Source organism: Planomonospora sp. ID67723 (assembly GCF_015711605.1).
In the GTDB taxonomy this organism is placed as follows: Bacteria; Actinomycetota; Actinomycetes; order Streptosporangiales; family Streptosporangiaceae; genus Planomonospora_A.
In genome coordinates this window covers 2,099,299-2,114,937 of record NZ_JABTEZ010000001.1, presented here as the reverse complement: position 1 = coordinate 2,114,937, position 15,639 = coordinate 2,099,299, and the positions used below count along the sequence as shown (strand labels likewise).

The 15,639-nt window shown below is 73.2% G+C and carries 16 protein-coding genes; 4 read left to right on the top strand and 12 right to left on the bottom strand.

Annotated elements, in window-relative coordinates:
• Positions 1-119 precede the first annotated feature (119 nt).
• Positions 120-998: a serine hydrolase gene (locus HS041_RS10005; protein ID WP_196440182.1), complete on the bottom strand. Its 879-nt coding sequence runs from the start codon at positions 996-998 to the stop codon at positions 120-122.
• Complete coding sequence (locus HS041_RS10000) at positions 995-1,915, bottom strand: LysR family transcriptional regulator (RefSeq protein WP_196440181.1); 921 nt, start codon at positions 1,913-1,915, stop codon at positions 995-997. The genes HS041_RS10005 and HS041_RS10000 overlap by 4 nt, the downstream gene beginning before the upstream one ends.
• A 108-nt stretch (positions 1,916-2,023) precedes the next feature.
• Here HS041_RS10000 and HS041_RS09995 point away from each other — a divergent pair, with 108 nt between their 5' ends.
• Positions 2,024-3,559, top strand: coding sequence for a penicillin-binding transpeptidase domain-containing protein (locus tag HS041_RS09995; RefSeq protein ID WP_196440180.1), 1,536 nt, complete (start codon positions 2,024-2,026; stop codon positions 3,557-3,559).
• A gap of 13 nt (positions 3,560-3,572) precedes the next feature.
• Here HS041_RS09995 and HS041_RS09990 read toward each other — a convergent pair whose 3' ends face one another.
• The 10 genes from HS041_RS09990 to HS041_RS09945 all read right to left on the bottom strand — a co-directional run bounded on the left by HS041_RS09990 (position 3,573) and on the right by HS041_RS09945 (position 11,854).
• A complete protein-coding gene (locus HS041_RS09990) occupies positions 3,573-4,331 on the bottom strand; it encodes an HAD family hydrolase (RefSeq protein WP_196440179.1) in 759 nt (252 codons plus the stop codon).
• A 40-nt stretch (positions 4,332-4,371) separates the two neighbouring features.
• Positions 4,372-5,007, bottom strand: a complete 636-nt coding sequence (locus HS041_RS09985; protein WP_196440178.1) for an HAD family hydrolase — start codon at positions 5,005-5,007, stop codon at positions 4,372-4,374.
• Between the two features lie 51 nt (positions 5,008-5,058).
• A complete protein-coding gene (locus HS041_RS09980) occupies positions 5,059-5,565 on the bottom strand; it encodes a DUF6912 family protein (RefSeq protein ID WP_196440177.1) in 507 nt (168 codons plus the stop codon).
• A gap of 144 nt (positions 5,566-5,709) precedes the next feature.
• The gene (locus tag HS041_RS09975; protein ID WP_196440176.1) at positions 5,710-6,369 is read right to left on the bottom strand and encodes an HAD family hydrolase; all 660 of its coding nucleotides are present in this window, start codon (positions 6,367-6,369) and stop codon (positions 5,710-5,712) included.
• A 54-nt stretch (positions 6,370-6,423) separates the two neighbouring features.
• Positions 6,424-7,758, bottom strand: coding sequence for a glycoside hydrolase family 3 protein (locus tag HS041_RS09970; RefSeq protein ID WP_230878506.1), 1,335 nt, complete (start codon positions 7,756-7,758; stop codon positions 6,424-6,426).
• 132 nt (positions 7,759-7,890) lie between these two features.
• A complete protein-coding gene (gene ptsP, locus HS041_RS09965; protein ID WP_196440175.1) occupies positions 7,891-9,573 on the bottom strand; it encodes a phosphoenolpyruvate--protein phosphotransferase in 1,683 nt (560 codons plus the stop codon).
• Positions 9,570-9,827: an HPr family phosphocarrier protein gene (locus HS041_RS09960; RefSeq protein WP_196440174.1), complete on the bottom strand. Its 258-nt coding sequence runs from the start codon at positions 9,825-9,827 to the stop codon at positions 9,570-9,572. The genes ptsP and HS041_RS09960 overlap by 4 nt, the downstream gene beginning before the upstream one ends.
• Positions 9,828-10,004: 177 nt before the next feature.
• Positions 10,005-10,451, bottom strand: coding sequence for a PTS sugar transporter subunit IIA (locus HS041_RS09955; protein ID WP_196440173.1), 447 nt, complete (start codon positions 10,449-10,451; stop codon positions 10,005-10,007).
• Positions 10,452-10,499: 48 nt separating this feature from the next.
• Positions 10,500-10,736, bottom strand: a complete 237-nt coding sequence (locus tag HS041_RS09950; RefSeq protein ID WP_196440172.1) for a PTS sugar transporter subunit IIB — start codon at positions 10,734-10,736, stop codon at positions 10,500-10,502.
• Positions 10,737-10,819: 83 nt separating this feature from the next.
• Entirely contained in the window at positions 10,820-11,854 is a 1,035-nt protein-coding gene (locus tag HS041_RS09945) for an SIS domain-containing protein (RefSeq protein ID WP_196440171.1), read from the bottom strand.
• Between the two features lie 161 nt (positions 11,855-12,015).
• On the opposite strand from HS041_RS09945, the gene HS041_RS09940 reads away from it, so the two are divergent.
• From HS041_RS09940 to HS041_RS09930, 3 genes are all read left to right on the top strand, one after another.
• Positions 12,016-12,756 carry a GntR family transcriptional regulator gene (locus tag HS041_RS09940; protein WP_196440170.1) on the top strand — a complete coding sequence of 247 codons (741 nt, stop codon included), beginning with the start codon at positions 12,016-12,018 and terminating at the stop codon, positions 12,754-12,756.
• A gap of 38 nt (positions 12,757-12,794) precedes the next feature.
• On the top strand, positions 12,795-14,135 hold the full coding sequence (locus HS041_RS09935; protein ID WP_196440169.1) for a PTS transporter subunit EIIC: 1,341 nt from the start codon (positions 12,795-12,797) through the stop codon (positions 14,133-14,135).
• 117 nt (positions 14,136-14,252) lie between these two features.
• The gene (locus tag HS041_RS09930) at positions 14,253-15,632 is read left to right on the top strand and encodes a PTS transporter subunit EIIC (protein WP_196440168.1); all 1,380 of its coding nucleotides are present in this window, start codon (positions 14,253-14,255) and stop codon (positions 15,630-15,632) included.
• The last annotated feature ends 7 nt before the right edge of the window (positions 15,633-15,639 follow it).

The window sequence follows — 15,639 nt, the reverse complement described above, 5'->3', positions numbered from 1 at the left end:
CCACATACGGCGGCCGGGCAGGTGTGGGCGGCCCACGTGGCGGCGGTGCGGCGGCGGCGGCGTGACCGCGCCCGTACCCGACACCCGTACCCGATGCCCGCCCCGCGCCCCGGGCGGGCTCAGGAGAGCCGGGAACGCAGGTGCTCCACCGCGGTCCGGGCCGCGGTACCGATCACCGCGTCGGCGCGCGGCTGGTTCTGGGCGGTGCCGTACGAGCGGGTGAAGACCGCGACGGCGTAGCGCCCGCCGTCGGGATATTCCACGACACCGGCCTCGTTGCGGAGTGTGGGCAGCGTGCCGGTCTTGCCGCTGACCGCGACGTCGTCGTAGGGAAAGCCCGAGGCGAGCCGGTGCGGCCAGACCTGCAGGCCCAGCAGGCGGCGCATCCACCCGCAGGAACCGGGCGAGGCCGCCTCGTCCCGCCAGATCATGGCGAGCAGCCGGGCCGTCTCGCGGGGCGTGCTGCGGTTGGTGCGGGCCGGGTCGAGAGCCCGCAGCCGGGAGATCACCGCCGGATCGGTCGGCATGTCCTGCTGGCCGGAGTCGGTCACGATGCTCGCGAACAGCCCGGCGCAGTCGTGCTCCACCCACGTCCGGGCCAGGCCGAACCCGGCCAGCATGGCGTTGACCGCGCCCAGGCCGACCCGGCCGACCAGGGTGTCGGCGGCCGTGTTGTCGCTCACCGCGATCATCAGGTAGGCCAGGTCCCGCAGGGAGGCCGTCACGTCGTCGGCCATCGCCGACACCCCGGTGGGCCCGGGAGTGTGGCGGTCCGCCATGACCGTGACCCGCTCGGCCGGGTCCAGCAGCCCCCGGTCCGCCTGGCGGAAGAACTCCACCATCAGCGCGATCTTGAAGACCGACGCCAGGACCACGGGCTCGTCCCCGCCGCACGAGACCTCCGCACCGGTGTCCACGTCCACGGCGTGCAGGAAGCCGGTCACGCCCGCTGAGCGGAACAGCCCTCCGAGATCCGGCGCGTCGTCCATGGCGGTCATGCCAGGAACCCGGAGGCGGGCCTGGCCCGCACCTGCCGCACCGGCGCCGCGCCGTCGTCCGTCATGCCGGCACCCTCCTTCAGCACCCGTACGGCCACCGCCCCGAAGGCCGCCGCCGCCGGGCCGGCCTCCCCACGCCAGGCGGTCGAGAGCCGCCAGGTCAGCGGGGAGCCCAGCAACGGCCTCCAGCGTAGGCCCGGCAGCTCCACCCTGGGCCCGAAGGCGACGGCCGTACCGGCCATGACCAGGCCGAGAGTCTGCGCCTCGTGGACCTCCTCCGGGACGAACCCGTGGCGGCGGCACTCGGCGAGCGTCTCCTCGTGCAGCCCCGGCTCGCCGGGGAACAGGACCAGCCGCCGGCCGGCCAGGTCGGCCAGGTGCACCGAGGCCACCGCGGCCAGCGGATCCGAGGCGGCCAGCACGACTCCCGGGCGCTGGACGAGCACCGGGCCGAAGCTCAGGCCGGGGGCGGTGATCGGGTGGCGGAGCACGCCCACGTCCAGCGCCCCGGAGGCGAGGGCGACGGCCTGGTCGGCGCTCCACATCTCCGCGGGCGCGAGCCGTACCTCGCGGTCCGCCTCCTCGAAACCGGCGATCAGGGCCGCGATCACCGCCGAGCCCAGATCGGGCGGGACCCCGACCCGCAGGACCGCGCCCTCCCCCCGCCCGGCGAGGGCGCGCAGGCGGTCGACCCGGGTGAGGATCTCCCTGGACTCGGCCAGGATCGCCCGTCCCGCCCCGGTCAGCCGGACCTGGCGGCTGGAGCGGTCGAACAGCCGCACGCCCAGCTCCTCCTCCAGCCGCCGGATGCGCTGGCTGAGCGGCGGCTGGGCCATGCCGAGCCGCGCTGCCGCGTTGCCGAAATGCAGTTCCTCCGCGACGACGGTGAAGTAGTACAGGTGCTTCACCAGGTCCATGAACAGGGATCATACCATTTCAGATATAGATTTCTGACTCATATCAGTATTGGACATAAATGCGACCCTTCTGTTCTCCTCTGCTGGCGAGGAGAAGGGGGAACGAGCATGAGACCGAAGATCCTGATCGCGGCGGTGCTGGCGCCGGTCGCCGCGATCGCCGGGGTCGTCTGGGCGCTGCGCACCCAGGGCTCGCCGGAGGAGACCGCCCGGACGTTCCTGGCCGCCTGGGCCCGGCAGGACTACCCGGCGATGCGGACCCTGGCCATGGAGCCGCCGGACGACTTCGACCGCTGGTACCGGCGGTTCCGGACCGATCTGAAGCTGTCGGGGGCCGGCTTCGAGGTCACCGGGAGCGCCGATGCCGAAGCGGGTGCCGAGGTCCGCTTCCGCGCCCGGCTGGAGGGGCCCGTGGACTGGTCCTACGACGGGTCGCTGACGCTGGTCGAGCACGAGCGCGCCTGGCGGGTGCGGTGGACCCCTGCCGCCCTCCACCCGGAGCTCCGGTCCGGGCGGCGGCTCAAGGCCGTGGTGGTCGGAGCCGGGCAGGCGCCGATCCTCGCCGCCGACGGCACCCGGATCGACACCGCCTCCGCGCCCGGCTCGGTGCGGCAGCTGGTCGACGGGTTGAAGGAGACCTACCGCGACCGCCTCACCGGCACCTCGTCGGCCCGGATCGACCTGGTGGAGGGGGGCGCGAAGGTCGCCACCCTCGCCGCCTTCGAGGCGGAACCGGGCCGGGAGCTGCGGACCACCATCGACCTGCGGGTCCACCGCGCCGCGGCGCAGGCCCTGCGGGACGTGGACGGGCCCGCCTCCCTGGTCGCGCTCCGCCCCTCGACCGGCGAGATCCTGTCGGCGGCCAACAAGCCCGGCGGGTTCAACCGGGCGCTGCTGGGCCACTACCCGCCGGGATCGACGTTCAAGGTGGTCACCGCCTCGGCGCTGGTGGCCGACGGCATGACCGCCGGGGAGCGGGTGGCCTGCCCGGCCGAGCAGAACATCGGCGGCTTCCCGTTCCACAACGCCGGGTTCAGGGACTACGGCACTCCCTCGCTGCGGGAGGCGTTCGCGCACTCGTGCAACACCACGTTCGGGCGGCTGAGCGTCGACCGGCTCGGCGGGCGGCGGCTGGGCAAGGTCGCGGCGGACTTCGGGTTCGGGGCGCCGGTCGAGCCGGGGGTGCCGGCCGTACGGGCGAAGTTCCCCGCGCCGCAGGACGACACCGACCTCGCCTCGGCCTCGATCGGTCAGGGCCGCGTGCTGACCAGCCCGCTCAACATGGCCACCGTGGCGGCGGCCGTCGCCGACGGCTCCTGGCGTCCGCCCCGGCTGGTGGACGCCGCCCTGCTCCCGCCGGGCGAGCCGAGGAGGCTGGAGCCGGAGGTGGTGCGGGCGCTGCGCACGCTGATGCCCGCCGTGGTGGTGGAGGGCACGGCGAGGGCGGTCACCTTCCCGCCCGGTACGGCGGGCAAGACCGGGACCGCGGAGTACGGCTCGGGCGAGGAGCCGCCCTCGCACGCCTGGTTCATCGGCTACCGGGGCGACCTGGCCTTCGCGGTGATCGTCGAGGGCGGCGGCTCGGGTTCCGGGGCCGCCGCGCCGATCGCGGCCCGGTTCCTGGCGGAGCTCGGCGACCTGTGAGGCGGAACGGGGCCTACCCGGCCTTGCGAGCGGGCGAGGTGAGCCCGGCCACGGCGGCCACCACCTCGGAGGGGTTGGTCAGGTCGGGCAGGACCACGTCGGCGCCGGCCTCGTGCAGCTCGGCCGGGAGGGACCGCCCGGTGGCGACCGCGATCATCGCGGCCCCGGCGATCCTGGCGGCCTGCACGTCCCTGGCCGAGTCGCCGATGAGCACGGTGTTGCTCCCGTCGAAGGCGGCGCCGTACTTGCGCTTGGCCCGGCCCTGGGCCACCTGGAGCAGGGTGGCCTTGGGGTAGACCTCCTCGCCGTAACCCCCGACCTCGACGTCCACGTGCTTGTGCAGTCCGAACGCGGTCAGCTTGTGCACGGCGTTGCTCTTGATCGTCCCGGTGAGCACCGACTGGACGGTGCCGTCGAGCCGGGAGACGGCCTTCAGCGCCTCCTTCGCGCCGGACATCGCCCGGCCCTCCCCGGACAGGCGTCCGCGGCGGGCCGCGAAGGCCGCGGCCAGGGCGTCCAGGAACTTCGGCAGGTGTTCGTCCTCGGCGACGATCCCGTTGATCGCCAGCGTCTCGAAGACGATCTCCGAGTCGGGGCGGCCGTTGTGCTGGGTGAGCTTCACCAGGGGACGGCCGGTGACCTGGCGGAAGGCGTCGGCGTACGCGTCACGGGTGACGATGGACACGTCGACCAGGGTGAGGTCGATGTTCCACAGAACGAGGCGGTTGATCGTGGCCTCCGGGACTGGGCGGGGATGCCAGGGTACGGCCATCGCCGCACCCTGGCCGCCACTGATGCCTAAATCATCCGGTTTAGGCGTAGTCGATGGCGTTCGCGAGGGTGTCCACGACCGGCACCCCGAACGCCTCCAGGTCCCTGCGGCTGGTCATGCCTCCGGTGTAGAGCACCGCCCGGGCCCCGACGTGCTGGGCGGCGTGCGCGTCGTCCACGCTGTCGCCGATCACGAGCACGTTCTCCGGGGCGACGCCCAGCGCGGCGAGGTGGGCCGCCATCGACTCGGCCTTGTGCCCGCCGGAGGCGGTGTTCAGCAGCCCGTCGACCCGGGTGAAGTGCCGGTCGATGCCGTACTCGGCGATCTTGGCGACGAGCATCTCGTGCCGCCACATGGACAGCAGCGACTGGCTGCCGCCCTCCCGCTCCCAGCTCCGCAGGGTGGACTCGGCGTCGGCCGCCAGACCGCACTCGAGCATCAGCCGGTGGTAGTGCTCGTGGAAGCCCTGGTCCATCCGCTCCCACTCGCCCTCCTCCAGCGGACGGCCGAGCATGCGCTCGTAGGCCGTCCAGATCGGGCGGGTGTAGACCTCGCGGAACCCGTCGACGTCGTAGGAACCCATGCCGTACGGCTCGAAGACCGCGTTCGTCGCCGCCACCACGGCGTCGATGTCGTGGAAGAGCGTGCCGTTCCAGTCCCAAACAATGTGTCTCATATACCCACGACTGTACCTAAGCCGCCCAGCTCAGACGCCAGATTCATCCCCTCAGCCGACTAGGTCGGGGATCTCCTGGGTGGCGTACCACAGCAGCTCGTGGGCCTCGGCGCCGTCCACGGTGAAGCGGGCGTCGTCGTCGCCGCCGTCGGCCGCGGGCAGCGCGGCGAGAGCGGACTCGACGTCGTCGACCGCCGCCGGGTCGTCCACGTGCACCGCGGCGATCTTCTCCACCGGGACCGCCCGCGCGAGCCGTACCCTCGCGCGCTCCCTCAGGTCGGTGCCCATGCTCACGTCGTCGTCCGGCACCTCGGCGGCGATCACCACCCGGCGGGCGCCCGCCTCCACGCCGTCGGCGCGATCGGCGGCCAGCATCCGCAGGGAGGCCCGGGCCGCCTCCGTCAGGGCGACGTACTCCAGTTCCTCGGTGTCACCCGAGGCGTACCACTCGGTCAGCGCGGGGGTCACCGCGTAACCGGTCAACGGGGCCGGGCCGAGCTCCTTGGCGGTGACCACGCGGGCCAGCGCCGGGAGCGTGCACGGCAGGTAGACGCGCATCTTGCCTCGATCTGTCTTCTCCGACGGTGTTCTCCGACGATGGCACCGCTCCGGCGCCGATCATCCACCGAGTGTGCCAGTCCCGGCACCCCGGCCGCGAGGTACGGCGCCGCCCGGCGAGCCGGATCCGGGCGGCGCCGGGCCTCACAGCGCGGGCATGGCCCGCAGCGGGACGCTGAACAGGGTCTCCAGCTCGGCGATGGTCGCCTCCGGGTCCCGGTGGTGCACGCCGACGATCCCCAGGGCGCGGGCGGCCGTGACGTTGGCCTCGATGTCGTCGATGAACACGCACTCCGCGCCGGAGAGCCCGACCACGCCGAGGGTGTGCTCGAAGATCCGCGGCTCCGGCTTGCGCATGCCGACCTCACCGGAGATGACGATCTCGTCGAAGAGCCCGTCCCAGGCGTCGCGGGGGTAGTCGTTGGCCCAGGAGTTGGACAGCAGGCAGGTCTTCAGCCCGGCGGCGCGGGCGGCGGCCAGCATGTCGTACATCGGCTGGACCGGCTGGAATCCGGCGAACATCCTGGTCAGCAGCCCCTCGGCGACCGGCGGCACGCCGTCCACGGTGAGCAGCCGCTCGGCCAGGTCGCGCTCGAAGTCCAGGGCGGAGATCTCGCCCCGCTCCAGCGCGTGGATCGTGTTCTCGCCGCTCGCCGAACCCTCGTACGCGTGCATGATCAGCTCGCGCATCACGTCGCGGTAGCGGGTCGCGTCGATCCGCTCGGCGACGATCCACTCCTCGATCGCCTCGTGCAGGCCCGTGGTGAGCACGCCGCCCCAATCGATCAGCACACCCTTGAGCATCCCGCCTCCTCGTCTAGAACCTGTTACAGGGTAGGCGAGCCGCCGGGTGCGGGGTCAGCGGGCCTTGCGGTTGATGAGGGAGGCCACCTTGCGGTGCTCCGCCGAGCGCAGCGTCCGCTCCGCATCGGCCGGGTCGGCGACCGGGGCCTTTTCCAGGATCCCCCGGGCGGCCTTCAGCGTCAGCAGCCGCCGTACGGACGCGTCGAGCCGGTCGGCGGAGATCCTGCCGGACTTCACCGCGGCCAGCACCGATTCGTACGCCTTCGGGTAGTCCGGCGGCATCAGCAGCAGGTCCGCCCCGGCCAGGACGGCCCGGACGGCCACCTCGCCGTCGCCGTACTTCTTGCGCACGCCCTGCATGTCCAGCGCGTCGGTGGAGATGACCCCGTCGAAGCCGAGCTCCTGGCGGAGCAGCCCGGTCAGGATCGGCTTGGAGAGCGTGGCCGGGTCACCGGACGGGTCGAGCCGGGGCATGACCACGTGGGCGCTCATGATCATGTCGATGTCCTCGCCGATGGCCGCGGCGAACGGCGGCGCGTCCAGCTTCTCCCACTGGGATCGGGAATGCTTGATCACCGGGAGACCGGAGTGGCTGTCCACGTTGGTGTCGCCGTGACCGGGGAAGTGCTTGGCGGTGGCGGCGATCCCGGCGTCGTGGAAGCCCCGCACCGCCGCGGCGACCATCGGCGCGACCTTCTCCGGGTCGGAGCCGTAGGCGCGCGGGCCGATCACGGGGTTGCGCGGGTTGAGGTTCACGTCGGCGACCGGGGCGAAGTCGAGGTTGACGCCGAGCGCCCGCAGCTCGGCGCCCGTGGTCTTGGCGGCCATGCGCGCCAGCGACGGGTCGCCGGTGGAGCCGATCACCGAGGCGCCGGGGAGCTTGGTGACCAGCGGAGCGAGGCGGGAGACCTGGCCGTTCTCCTGGTCGGCGCCGATCAGCAGCGGGATCCCGGGAGAGGCCTTCTGCAGGCCGTTGGTCAGGGCCACGAGCTGCCGGACGCTTTTGACGTTGTCCGCCCAGGGGAACAGGATCACGCCGCCGGGGCGGTATCTGGCGATCGTCTCGGCCGGGGTGTCCACGCCGAAGCGCGCCTGGTTCTCCCCCGAGGACGTGCCGGCCGCCGGGCCGTACAGGACCGGCATGAACAGCTGACCGACCTTCTCCTCGACGCTCATCCCCGCGAGCACGGCCTCCACCTCGGGAGAGGCGGACCTCTCAGGGGGCGCGGTGGAGGGCGCGGCGGCGCCGGAAGGCGCGGGGGAGGACGCCGCGGCCGTGGGGGCCACGGGCGGCCCGGCCGGCCCCGGAGCAGGCGCGCTGGCCGCCCCCGACCCGGCGGCGCACCCGGCCACCATCGTCGCGATCACTGCAAGACCAGCCGTGCGCATGCTCCGAACCATGCAGACCACGCTATCCGCGCGGGCGACCGGGCGCTCCGATTACCGGCGTGTCGGGGGCCGGGGCGTCCGCTTCCGGCCCCGGTCGCGGCGCCCGTCACCACGCCGGACCTGCGGCGGCGGTCACAGCGCCAGTTCCGCAAGGCCCTGCAGGTGGGCGCGGGCGGCGGCGCGCGCCCCTGCCGGGGAGGTCGCCGCGCGGGCGGCCTGTGCGGCGAGCAGGCACTGGTCCCGGGTGTGCCGGGCCAGCGCGGCCCGTACGGCGGGCAGCGAGGAGGCCGTCATCGACAGCGACGTGACGCCGAGGCCGACCAGCACGCAGGCGAGCACCGGGTCGCCCGCGGCCTCCCCGCAGACCCCGCACGGCTTGCCCCGCCGGGCGGCCCCGGCGGCGGTCAGGGCGACCAGGTCGAGCAGGGCGGGCTGCCAGGCGTCCTGGAACGCGGTCAGCGCGCCCACCTGGCGATCGGCGGCGAAGGCGTACTGGGCCAGATCGTTGGTGCCGATCGAGAAGAAGTCGGCCTCCGCGGCCAGGTCGGCGGCGCGCAGGGCGGCCGACGGGATCTCGACCATGACCCCCGCGGACGGCAGCCCGGCCTCCCGGCAGGCGGCCACGAACCGCGCCGTCTCCTCGACGGTGGCCACCATCGGCGCCATCGCCTGGACTCTGGCGGAGGTCTGCGCGGCGGCCCGCGCCAGGGCGGCGAGCTGCTCGCGCATCATCTCCGGATGCGCCTGGAGTAGCCGTGATCCGCGGATCCCCAGCGCCGGGTTCGGCTCCTGCCCCTCCACGGGCAGGAAGGCCAGGGGCTTGTCCGCCCCCGCGTCCAGCGTCCGCACCACCACCGGGCCTCCGGGGAACGCCCTCAGCACCTCCGCGTACGCCGCCTCCTGCTCCCGCGCCGACGGCGCCTCCGTCCGGCCCAGGAAGAGGAACTCGGTCCGGTAGAGCCCGACGCCCTCCGCGCCGTGCGCCAGCGCGCTCTCCACGTCGCGCGGCCCGCCGATGTTGGCCAGCAGCGGGACCGCGTGGCCGTCCGCGGTGGTTCCGGGCCCGGTGGCGGCCGCGAGCACGGCCTCGCGGGCCGCGGCGGCCCTGCGGACGGTCTTCACCTCCTCCTCCGACGGCGAGAGCCGTACCAGGCCCGAGGCCCCGTCGACGAGCACCGGCGTGCCCGCCGCGATGGCGGTGGCCCCCGGGCAGGCCACGACGGCCGGCACGCCCATCGCCCTGGCGATGATCGCCGTGTGGCTGGTCGGCCCGCCCTCCTCGGTGACGAAGGCGGCCACCACGTCCCGGGAGAGCAGCGCGGTGTCGGCCGGGGCCAGGTCCCGGGCGACGAGCACGTACGGCTCCGCCGCGCGGACCGGCGCACCGGGCACCGGCAGGCCTTCGAGGACGGCGACCGCCCGGTCCCTGACGTCGTCGAGATCGGCGACGCGCGCGCCGAGGTAGCCCCCCGCGCCGGCGAGCATCTCCCGGTAACGCCCGAACCCCTCGTAGACCGCGCGGGAGGCGCTCGCGCCCGCGCCGACCAGCTCGGCCACCTCCGCCGCCAGGCCGGGGTCGCGCGCCATCAGGGCCTGGGCGTCCAGGACCTTCTGCGCCTCGCCGCCCGCCAGCGCCCCCCGCCGCTCCAGGTCCCGCGCGACCTGCTCCAGCGCGTCCGCTGCCCTGGCCCGCTCCGCCTCGGCGTCCCCGCCGTGCCGGGCGCCGGGCGGGGGCACCGGGATCGCGCGGACGACGACGTGGCCGGCCCCGAAGCCGACGCCGGGGCTGACCCCCACGCCCGTGAAGGTGCTCACGGGGCCGAGGCGATGTCCGCGAGCCGGTCGAGAAGTTCTTCGGCGCCCTCCCCTTCGGCCCTGATCACCACGCTGTCGCCCTGCCGGACGTCGAGGGAGAGGACGCCGAGGATGCTCTTGGCGTTCACCGGCTGCCCGCCGGCCTTGGCGACGGTGACGTCCAGGGCCGACTTGGCCGCGGTCTGCACGAACGTCGCGGCGGGGCGGGCGTGCAGACCGACCTCGGCCTTGACGGTGACTTGGCGCTCGGCCACGGGTCCTCCTGAAGGATCGGCTCGGCGGTCTAGACCGCCGGTTGCTCATATGGTCGGCGGGGCCGGTCGGCACCCGCCGGGCCCGCCACCGCCGGATCCGCGTCAAGGCGGCCGGCCGTGATGCCCATGCACCTCATACCCGCCGCCCCGGGCGCAATCCCGGCGATCGCCGGCCTCTCATCTCCACTGGAACAACTCGTCGCCCGCTCCCACGGTTCCCTCTGCGAGCCCGGTGACGGATCCCTCGGAGGCGTCCAGCGCCACCACCGGGCAGACCGGGGAGCGCCCTCCCGCCTCGACCTCCGCCGGGTTCCAGGCCACCACGGGCTGGCCGGCGCTGACCCGGTCGCCCTCCGCGGCCAGCAGTTCGAACCCCTCGCCCCGCAGTTGCACGGTGTCGATCCCGAGATGGACGAGGACTCCCCTGCCGTCGTCCCCCACGACGACGAAGGCGTGCGGGTGCAACTTGACGATCTTCCCGTCGATGGGCGAGATCACCCGGCCGGGCTCCCTGGCCGGGTCGATCGCCGCCCCCGGACCGACCAGCCCCCCGGAGAACACCGGATCGGGCACCGCCTCCAGGCCCACGGCCGCCCCCGCGACCGGGGCCAGAACTGTGGTCATCACACCCCCTCGGCGGTCCCCGTCACCGCGGGGACGGCCCGGCGTCAGTCAGCCGATGACGTCCTCGATGTCGCTGGCGATCGTGTCGGCCTCGGGGCCCACCACCACCTGGACGACGTTGCCCGCGGCCATGACCCCGTGGGCGCCGGCCGCCTTGAGGGCGGCCTGGTCCACCTTGGAGGCGTCGAGCACCTCGGTCCTGAGCCGGGTGATGCACGGTTCGATCGCGATGATGTTGTCCGCGCCACCGAGGCCCGCGATGATCGCGTTGGCGTCCGCCGCCATGTCGCCCTCCTAGCGTTACCGGTCACGCGCCCCAGGCCGTGACCCGGCTACAGGTCATGACCAGGCTAAACGACACCGCGATCTCAGTCCGTCTGGGTGACCTTGTTGAGGCCGCGCGGCGCGTCGGGGTCGATTCCCAGCCTGCGCGCCAGGGCCTCGGTCAGCAACTGCCCGGGGACGACGAGACCGAGCGGGGCGACCCATTCCGGCAGGTCCGGACCGTTCAGCGCGGCCGTGCCCGCCGCGGCGAGCGCGGTGCCGCCGCCGACGGTGAAAGCGGCGGCGCCGGCGCCGGTGACCCGCTCGGCGAGCGCCACGGTGCCGGCCAGGGTCGGGCCCTCACCCGCCGCGACCAGGACGGCCGGGGTGTCGGAGTCGACCACGGCGATCGGGCCGTGCAGCAGGTCCGCGTAGGACAGGCCCATGGCGTGCAGGTAGCAGGCCTCCTTCAGCTTGAGCGCGGTCTCCAGCGCGGTGGAGAAGGCCAGGCCGCGGCCGGAGACCACGACGCCCGGCTTGTCGGCCAGGCCCTCGACGACCGCGTCCAGCTCGCCCGGGTCGCCGATCAGCTTCTCCACGGCGTCCGGAACCCGCCGCAGGTCGGCGGGGTCGACGTCCGCGCCCAGGCCGAGGGCGAGCACCGCCAGCGCGGCGAGCTGCGTGGTGTAGGTCTTGGTCGCCGGGACGGCCTTCTCCTCGCCGGCGAGTGTGCACAGGGCGAGGTCGGCGGCCTGGGCCAGAGGACTCTGCTCGCCGCCGTTGGTGATCGCCAGGGTCTTCGCGCCGCAGTCCTTGGCCCAGGCGAGGGTCTCGACGATCTCCTCGGTCCGGCCCGACTGGGACAGGCCGACCGCCAGCACGCCGTCCAGGTCCAGCTTGCGCCGGTAGGTGGTGGCGATCGACGGGGCGGCGAGGGTGGACAGGCGGCCCGCGTGTGCTTCGGCGAGGTAACGGCCGTAGACTGCGGCGTTGTCGGAGGTGCCACGGGCGATGAACAGCAGCTGACGAGTCTGCCCCGCGAGCCGCTCCACCTCCCCGATCCTGGGGAGAAGGGCGTCCAGCGTGGCCTGCAGCGCAGCGGGCTGCTCGGCGATCTCGCTGCGCATCTTGGTCGTCATCTCGCGCTCATCCTTCGGTTGGGACAGGCGCGATCGGGCCGTTATCGATCCGTCGCCGGTCCGTACGTTGACACCCTTTTCCGGCCTGTGGTCTAGTCCGGACTAGACCAGTGCAAACCATAACCCATCGGACATAGTGGAATCGAGAGGGGAGGAGACCCGTGGCCCAGATCGATCCGGACAGTCCCGTGCCCAAGTACTTCCAGCTCCGGGAGATCCTGCTCGACCTCATCGAGAGCCACGAGCTGGCCATCGGCACGGCGATCCCGTCCGAACGCGAGCTCTGCCAGCGCTTCGGGCTGTCGCGGATGACGGTGCGGCAGGCGGTCGACCACCTGGTCTCCGAGGGCCGCCTGCAGCGCGTCGCGGGCAAGGGCACCTTCGTGGCCCGGCCCAAGATCGAGATGGCGCTCCGGCTGACCTCCTTCAGCGACGAGATGCGCGCCCGGGGCATGGAGCCCGGCTCCCGCGACCTGGACCGCCGGGTGGTCAGGGCCAGCGCCCACCTCGCCCGCGAGCTCGGCATCCAGCCCGGTGACGAGGTGCACTTCATCGAGCGGCTGCGCACCGCGGCCGACGAGCCCATGTGCATCGAGCGATCCCACATCCCGGTCGCCCTCGCGCCCGACCTCGGCGACCACGACCTGACCGGCCGCTCCCTGTACACCATGCTCGAAACCCACTACGGCCTGGTGCTCGACGCCGGCGAGCTCACCATCGACGCGGGGATCGCCGACCCCGACGACGCCGACCTGCTGAAGCTGCCGCGCGGCGGCGCCGTGCTCCTGCTCCAGCAGCGCTCGTTCGCCGGGGGCGTCTGCGCCGAGCTCGGGATCTCCACCTACCGCGCCGACCGTTACCAGCTCCGCACGATCCTGGAGACGCCGGCACGCCGCAGCTGACCTCCTCCTCCCGCCCCCACCCCCTGGAGGAAAGTCCGATGAGTTCCACCTCAGCGGATGCGGGGCTCCCGGCCCCGCCTCCGCCCGGCTCCGCCGCGATGGGCGTGCTCCAGCGCCTCGGCCGCTCCCTGATGCTCCCGATCGCGGTCCTGCCCGCAGCCGGCCTGCTGCTCCGGCTCGGCCAGGACGACCTTCTCGGCAGGAGCGACAACGCCCTCCTCGACGACGTCGCGCGGGTGCTCGGCACCGCCGGCGGCACGCTCTTCGACAACCTGCCGCTGCTGTTCGCCGTCGGCGTGGCCATCGGCTTCGCCCGCAAGGCCGACGGCTCCACCGCGCTGGCCGCGCTCGTCGGCTACCTGGTCTTCCACGCCGTCAGCATGAACATGTTCTTCACGCTGTTCGACGACGCCCTGAAGGGATCGATCACCACGCAGGTCTTCGACCCGGCCGACCCGGGTGTGCCCACCGTGGTGCTGAACCTCGGCGCGCAGAACCCGACCCGGGTGCTCGGCGGCATCGTCATGGGCATCGTCTCCGCCCTGCTCTGGCAGCGCTTCTACCGCACCAAGCTCCCGACCGCCCTGGCCTTCTTCAGCGGCCGCCGCCTGGTCCCGATCATCACCGCCTTCGCCGGGCTGGTGCTCGGCGTGCTCTTCGGATTCGTCTGGCCGGTCCTGGGCGGCTGGGTCCGCGCCTTCGGCACCTGGCTCGCCGAGAACAGCACGCTGGGCGCCGGGATCTACGGCATGGTCAACCGCGCCCTGCTCCCCCTGGGTCTGCACCACATCGTCAACAACGTCGTCTGGACCCAGGTCCCCGAGTGCGTGACGGAGGCCGGCAAGCAGCTCGCCGGCGACCTGGTGTGCTTCAACAACGGCGTGCAGGGCTACGGCGGATTCGAGGCCGGGTTCTATCCGGTCCTCATGTTCGGCCTGCCCGCCGCGGCGCTCGCCATCTGGCGGGCCGCCCCGGCGCACCGCCGCACCGCGGTCGGCTCCATCATGATCTCCGCCGCGCTCACCGCGTTCCTCACCGGGATCACCGAGCCGATCGAGTTCGCCTTCATCTTCGTGGCCCCCGTCCTGTTCGTGGTGCACATCGTCCTGACCGGCGTCTCCCTCGCCGTGGCCTCCGCGCTGGGCGCCAAGCTCGCCTTCAGCTTCTCCTCCGGGCTGATCGATCTCGGCCTGTACGGCACCGCCGCCAACGCGCGAGGGGTCCCGATCATCATCGCCATGGGCCTGGTCTACGCGGTGATCTACTACGCCGTGTTCAGCTTCCTGATCAGGCGCCTGAACATCATGACTCCAGGCCGCGAGCCCGAGCCCGACGCGGAGTCCGGCGAGCCGGCCGCCCCTCCCGCCGGACCCGCCTGACCTCTCCGCCGCGGCCGGACTCCGGCCGCGGCGGCCCCGCTCCCCGTGTAGCCCGTCGCCCGCAGTGGTACATACCGGCTACCCCCCGCACGTCACCACGGGCGCGGGGGTTCCGGAATGAGCACGGCAGCCGTCGATCGCGGGCCATCGGCATGGTCGTCCGCCTTCTCCGTCCTGCAGCGCGTCGGGCGCTCGCTGATGATGCCCATCGCGGTCCTGCCCGCAGCGGGCCTGCTGCTCCGCTTCGGCCAGGACGACCTGCTGGGCCGGAGCGACAACGCCTTCCTCGACCGGGTGGCGAGCGTCTTCGCCGCCGCCGGCGGCGCCCTCTTCGACAACCTGCCGCTGCTGTTCGCCGTCGGCGTGGCCATCGGCTTCGCCCGCAAGGCCGACGGCTCCACCGCGCTGGCCGCGCTCGTCGGCTACCTGGTCTTCGACCGTGTCTCCAGGACCCTGTTCTTCGCCGCCTCACCGGACTCCGCGGTCCACAAGAAGGTCGCGCTGAGCGTCACCGGCCCCGACGGGCAGCCCACGCCCCTGCTCAATCTGGGAGCCCAGAACCCCACCGGCGTCCTCGGCGGCATCATCATCGGCATCACCGCGGCCCTGCTCTGGGAGCGCTACTACCGGATCAAGCTCCCCGCGTGGCTGGCCTTCTTCGGCGGCCGGAGGTTCGTTCCGATCGTCACCGCGGTCGCCGCGCTCCTCCTCGGAGTGCTCTTCGGCCTGATCTGGCTCCCGGTCGGCGACTGGCTGGCGTCGATGGGCGACCGGCTCTCCGCCCACGGCGCCGAGGGCGCCGGCCTGTACGGCGTGGCCAACCGCCTGCTCATCCCGATCGGCCTGCACCACTTCCTCAACACGATCGTCTGGTTCACCCTCCCGGAGTGCCAGGCCGGGGCCGACGGCGCCACCCGCAGCGCCGCGGGTGACCTGAACTGCTACTTCGCGGGGCAGGACGGGGCCGGGATCTTCATGACGGGTTTCTTCCCCGTCATGATGTTCGGCCTGCTCGGCGCGGCCGTCGCGATGTGGCGGGCGGCCCCGCCGCACCGGCGCGCGACCGTCGGCGGCATCATGCTCTCCGCCGGGCTCACCGCGTTCCTCACCGGGATCACCGAGCCGATCGAGTTCGCCTTCGTCTTCGTCGCTCCGGCCCTGTTCGCGGTGCACGCCCTGCTCACCGGCGTCTCGATGGCCCTGATGGCCGAGTCCGGGGCCCGCCTCGGGTTCACCTTCTCCGCCGGCGGCATCGACATGCTGCTCAACGCCGGCAAGTCGAACACCCACGGGCTCGGTCTGATCATCGGATTCGGCCTGCTCTACTTCGCCGTCTACTACCTGCTGTTCACGGTGCTGATCAGGCGGCTGGACCTGGCCACCCCGGGCCGCGAGCCCGAGGACGACGGACCTTCCGGTACGGCCGCCACCGGGCCGGACGCGCCCGGAGACGCCCGCAAGGGGAGCGACGGGCGCACCGGCCGTGACACCCGGTAGCGCGGTC

Excerpts from the sequence above, each read along its gene's own strand:
- HS041_RS10005 (WP_196440182.1), bottom strand. The coding sequence starts at position 998 with ATGACCGCCATGGACGACGCGCCGGATCTCGGAGGGCTGTTCCGCTCA.
- HS041_RS10000 (WP_196440181.1), bottom strand. The coding sequence starts at position 1,915 with ATGGACCTGGTGAAGCACCTGTACTACTTCACCGTCGTCGCGGAGGAA.
- HS041_RS09995 (WP_196440180.1), top strand. The coding sequence starts at position 2,024 with ATGAGACCGAAGATCCTGATCGCGGCGGTGCTGGCGCCGGTCGCCGCG.
- HS041_RS09990 (WP_196440179.1), bottom strand. The coding sequence starts at position 4,331 with ATGGCCGTACCCTGGCATCCCCGCCCAGTCCCGGAGGCCACGATCAAC.
- HS041_RS09985 (WP_196440178.1), bottom strand. The coding sequence starts at position 5,007 with ATGAGACACATTGTTTGGGACTGGAACGGCACGCTCTTCCACGACATC.
- HS041_RS09980 (WP_196440177.1), bottom strand. The coding sequence starts at position 5,565 with ATGCGCGTCTACCTGCCGTGCACGCTCCCGGCGCTGGCCCGCGTGGTC.
- HS041_RS09975 (WP_196440176.1), bottom strand. The coding sequence starts at position 6,369 with ATGCTCAAGGGTGTGCTGATCGATTGGGGCGGCGTGCTCACCACGGGC.
- HS041_RS09970 (WP_230878506.1), bottom strand. The coding sequence starts at position 7,758 with ATGCGCACGGCTGGTCTTGCAGTGATCGCGACGATGGTGGCCGGGTGC.
- HS041_RS09955 (WP_196440173.1), bottom strand. The coding sequence starts at position 10,451 with ATGACCACAGTTCTGGCCCCGGTCGCGGGGGCGGCCGTGGGCCTGGAG.
- HS041_RS09950 (WP_196440172.1), bottom strand. The coding sequence starts at position 10,736 with ATGGCGGCGGACGCCAACGCGATCATCGCGGGCCTCGGTGGCGCGGAC.
- HS041_RS09945 (WP_196440171.1), bottom strand. The coding sequence starts at position 11,854 with ATGACGACCAAGATGCGCAGCGAGATCGCCGAGCAGCCCGCTGCGCTG.
- HS041_RS09935 (WP_196440169.1), top strand. The coding sequence starts at position 12,795 with ATGAGTTCCACCTCAGCGGATGCGGGGCTCCCGGCCCCGCCTCCGCCC.
- HS041_RS09930 (WP_196440168.1), top strand. The coding sequence starts at position 14,253 with ATGAGCACGGCAGCCGTCGATCGCGGGCCATCGGCATGGTCGTCCGCC.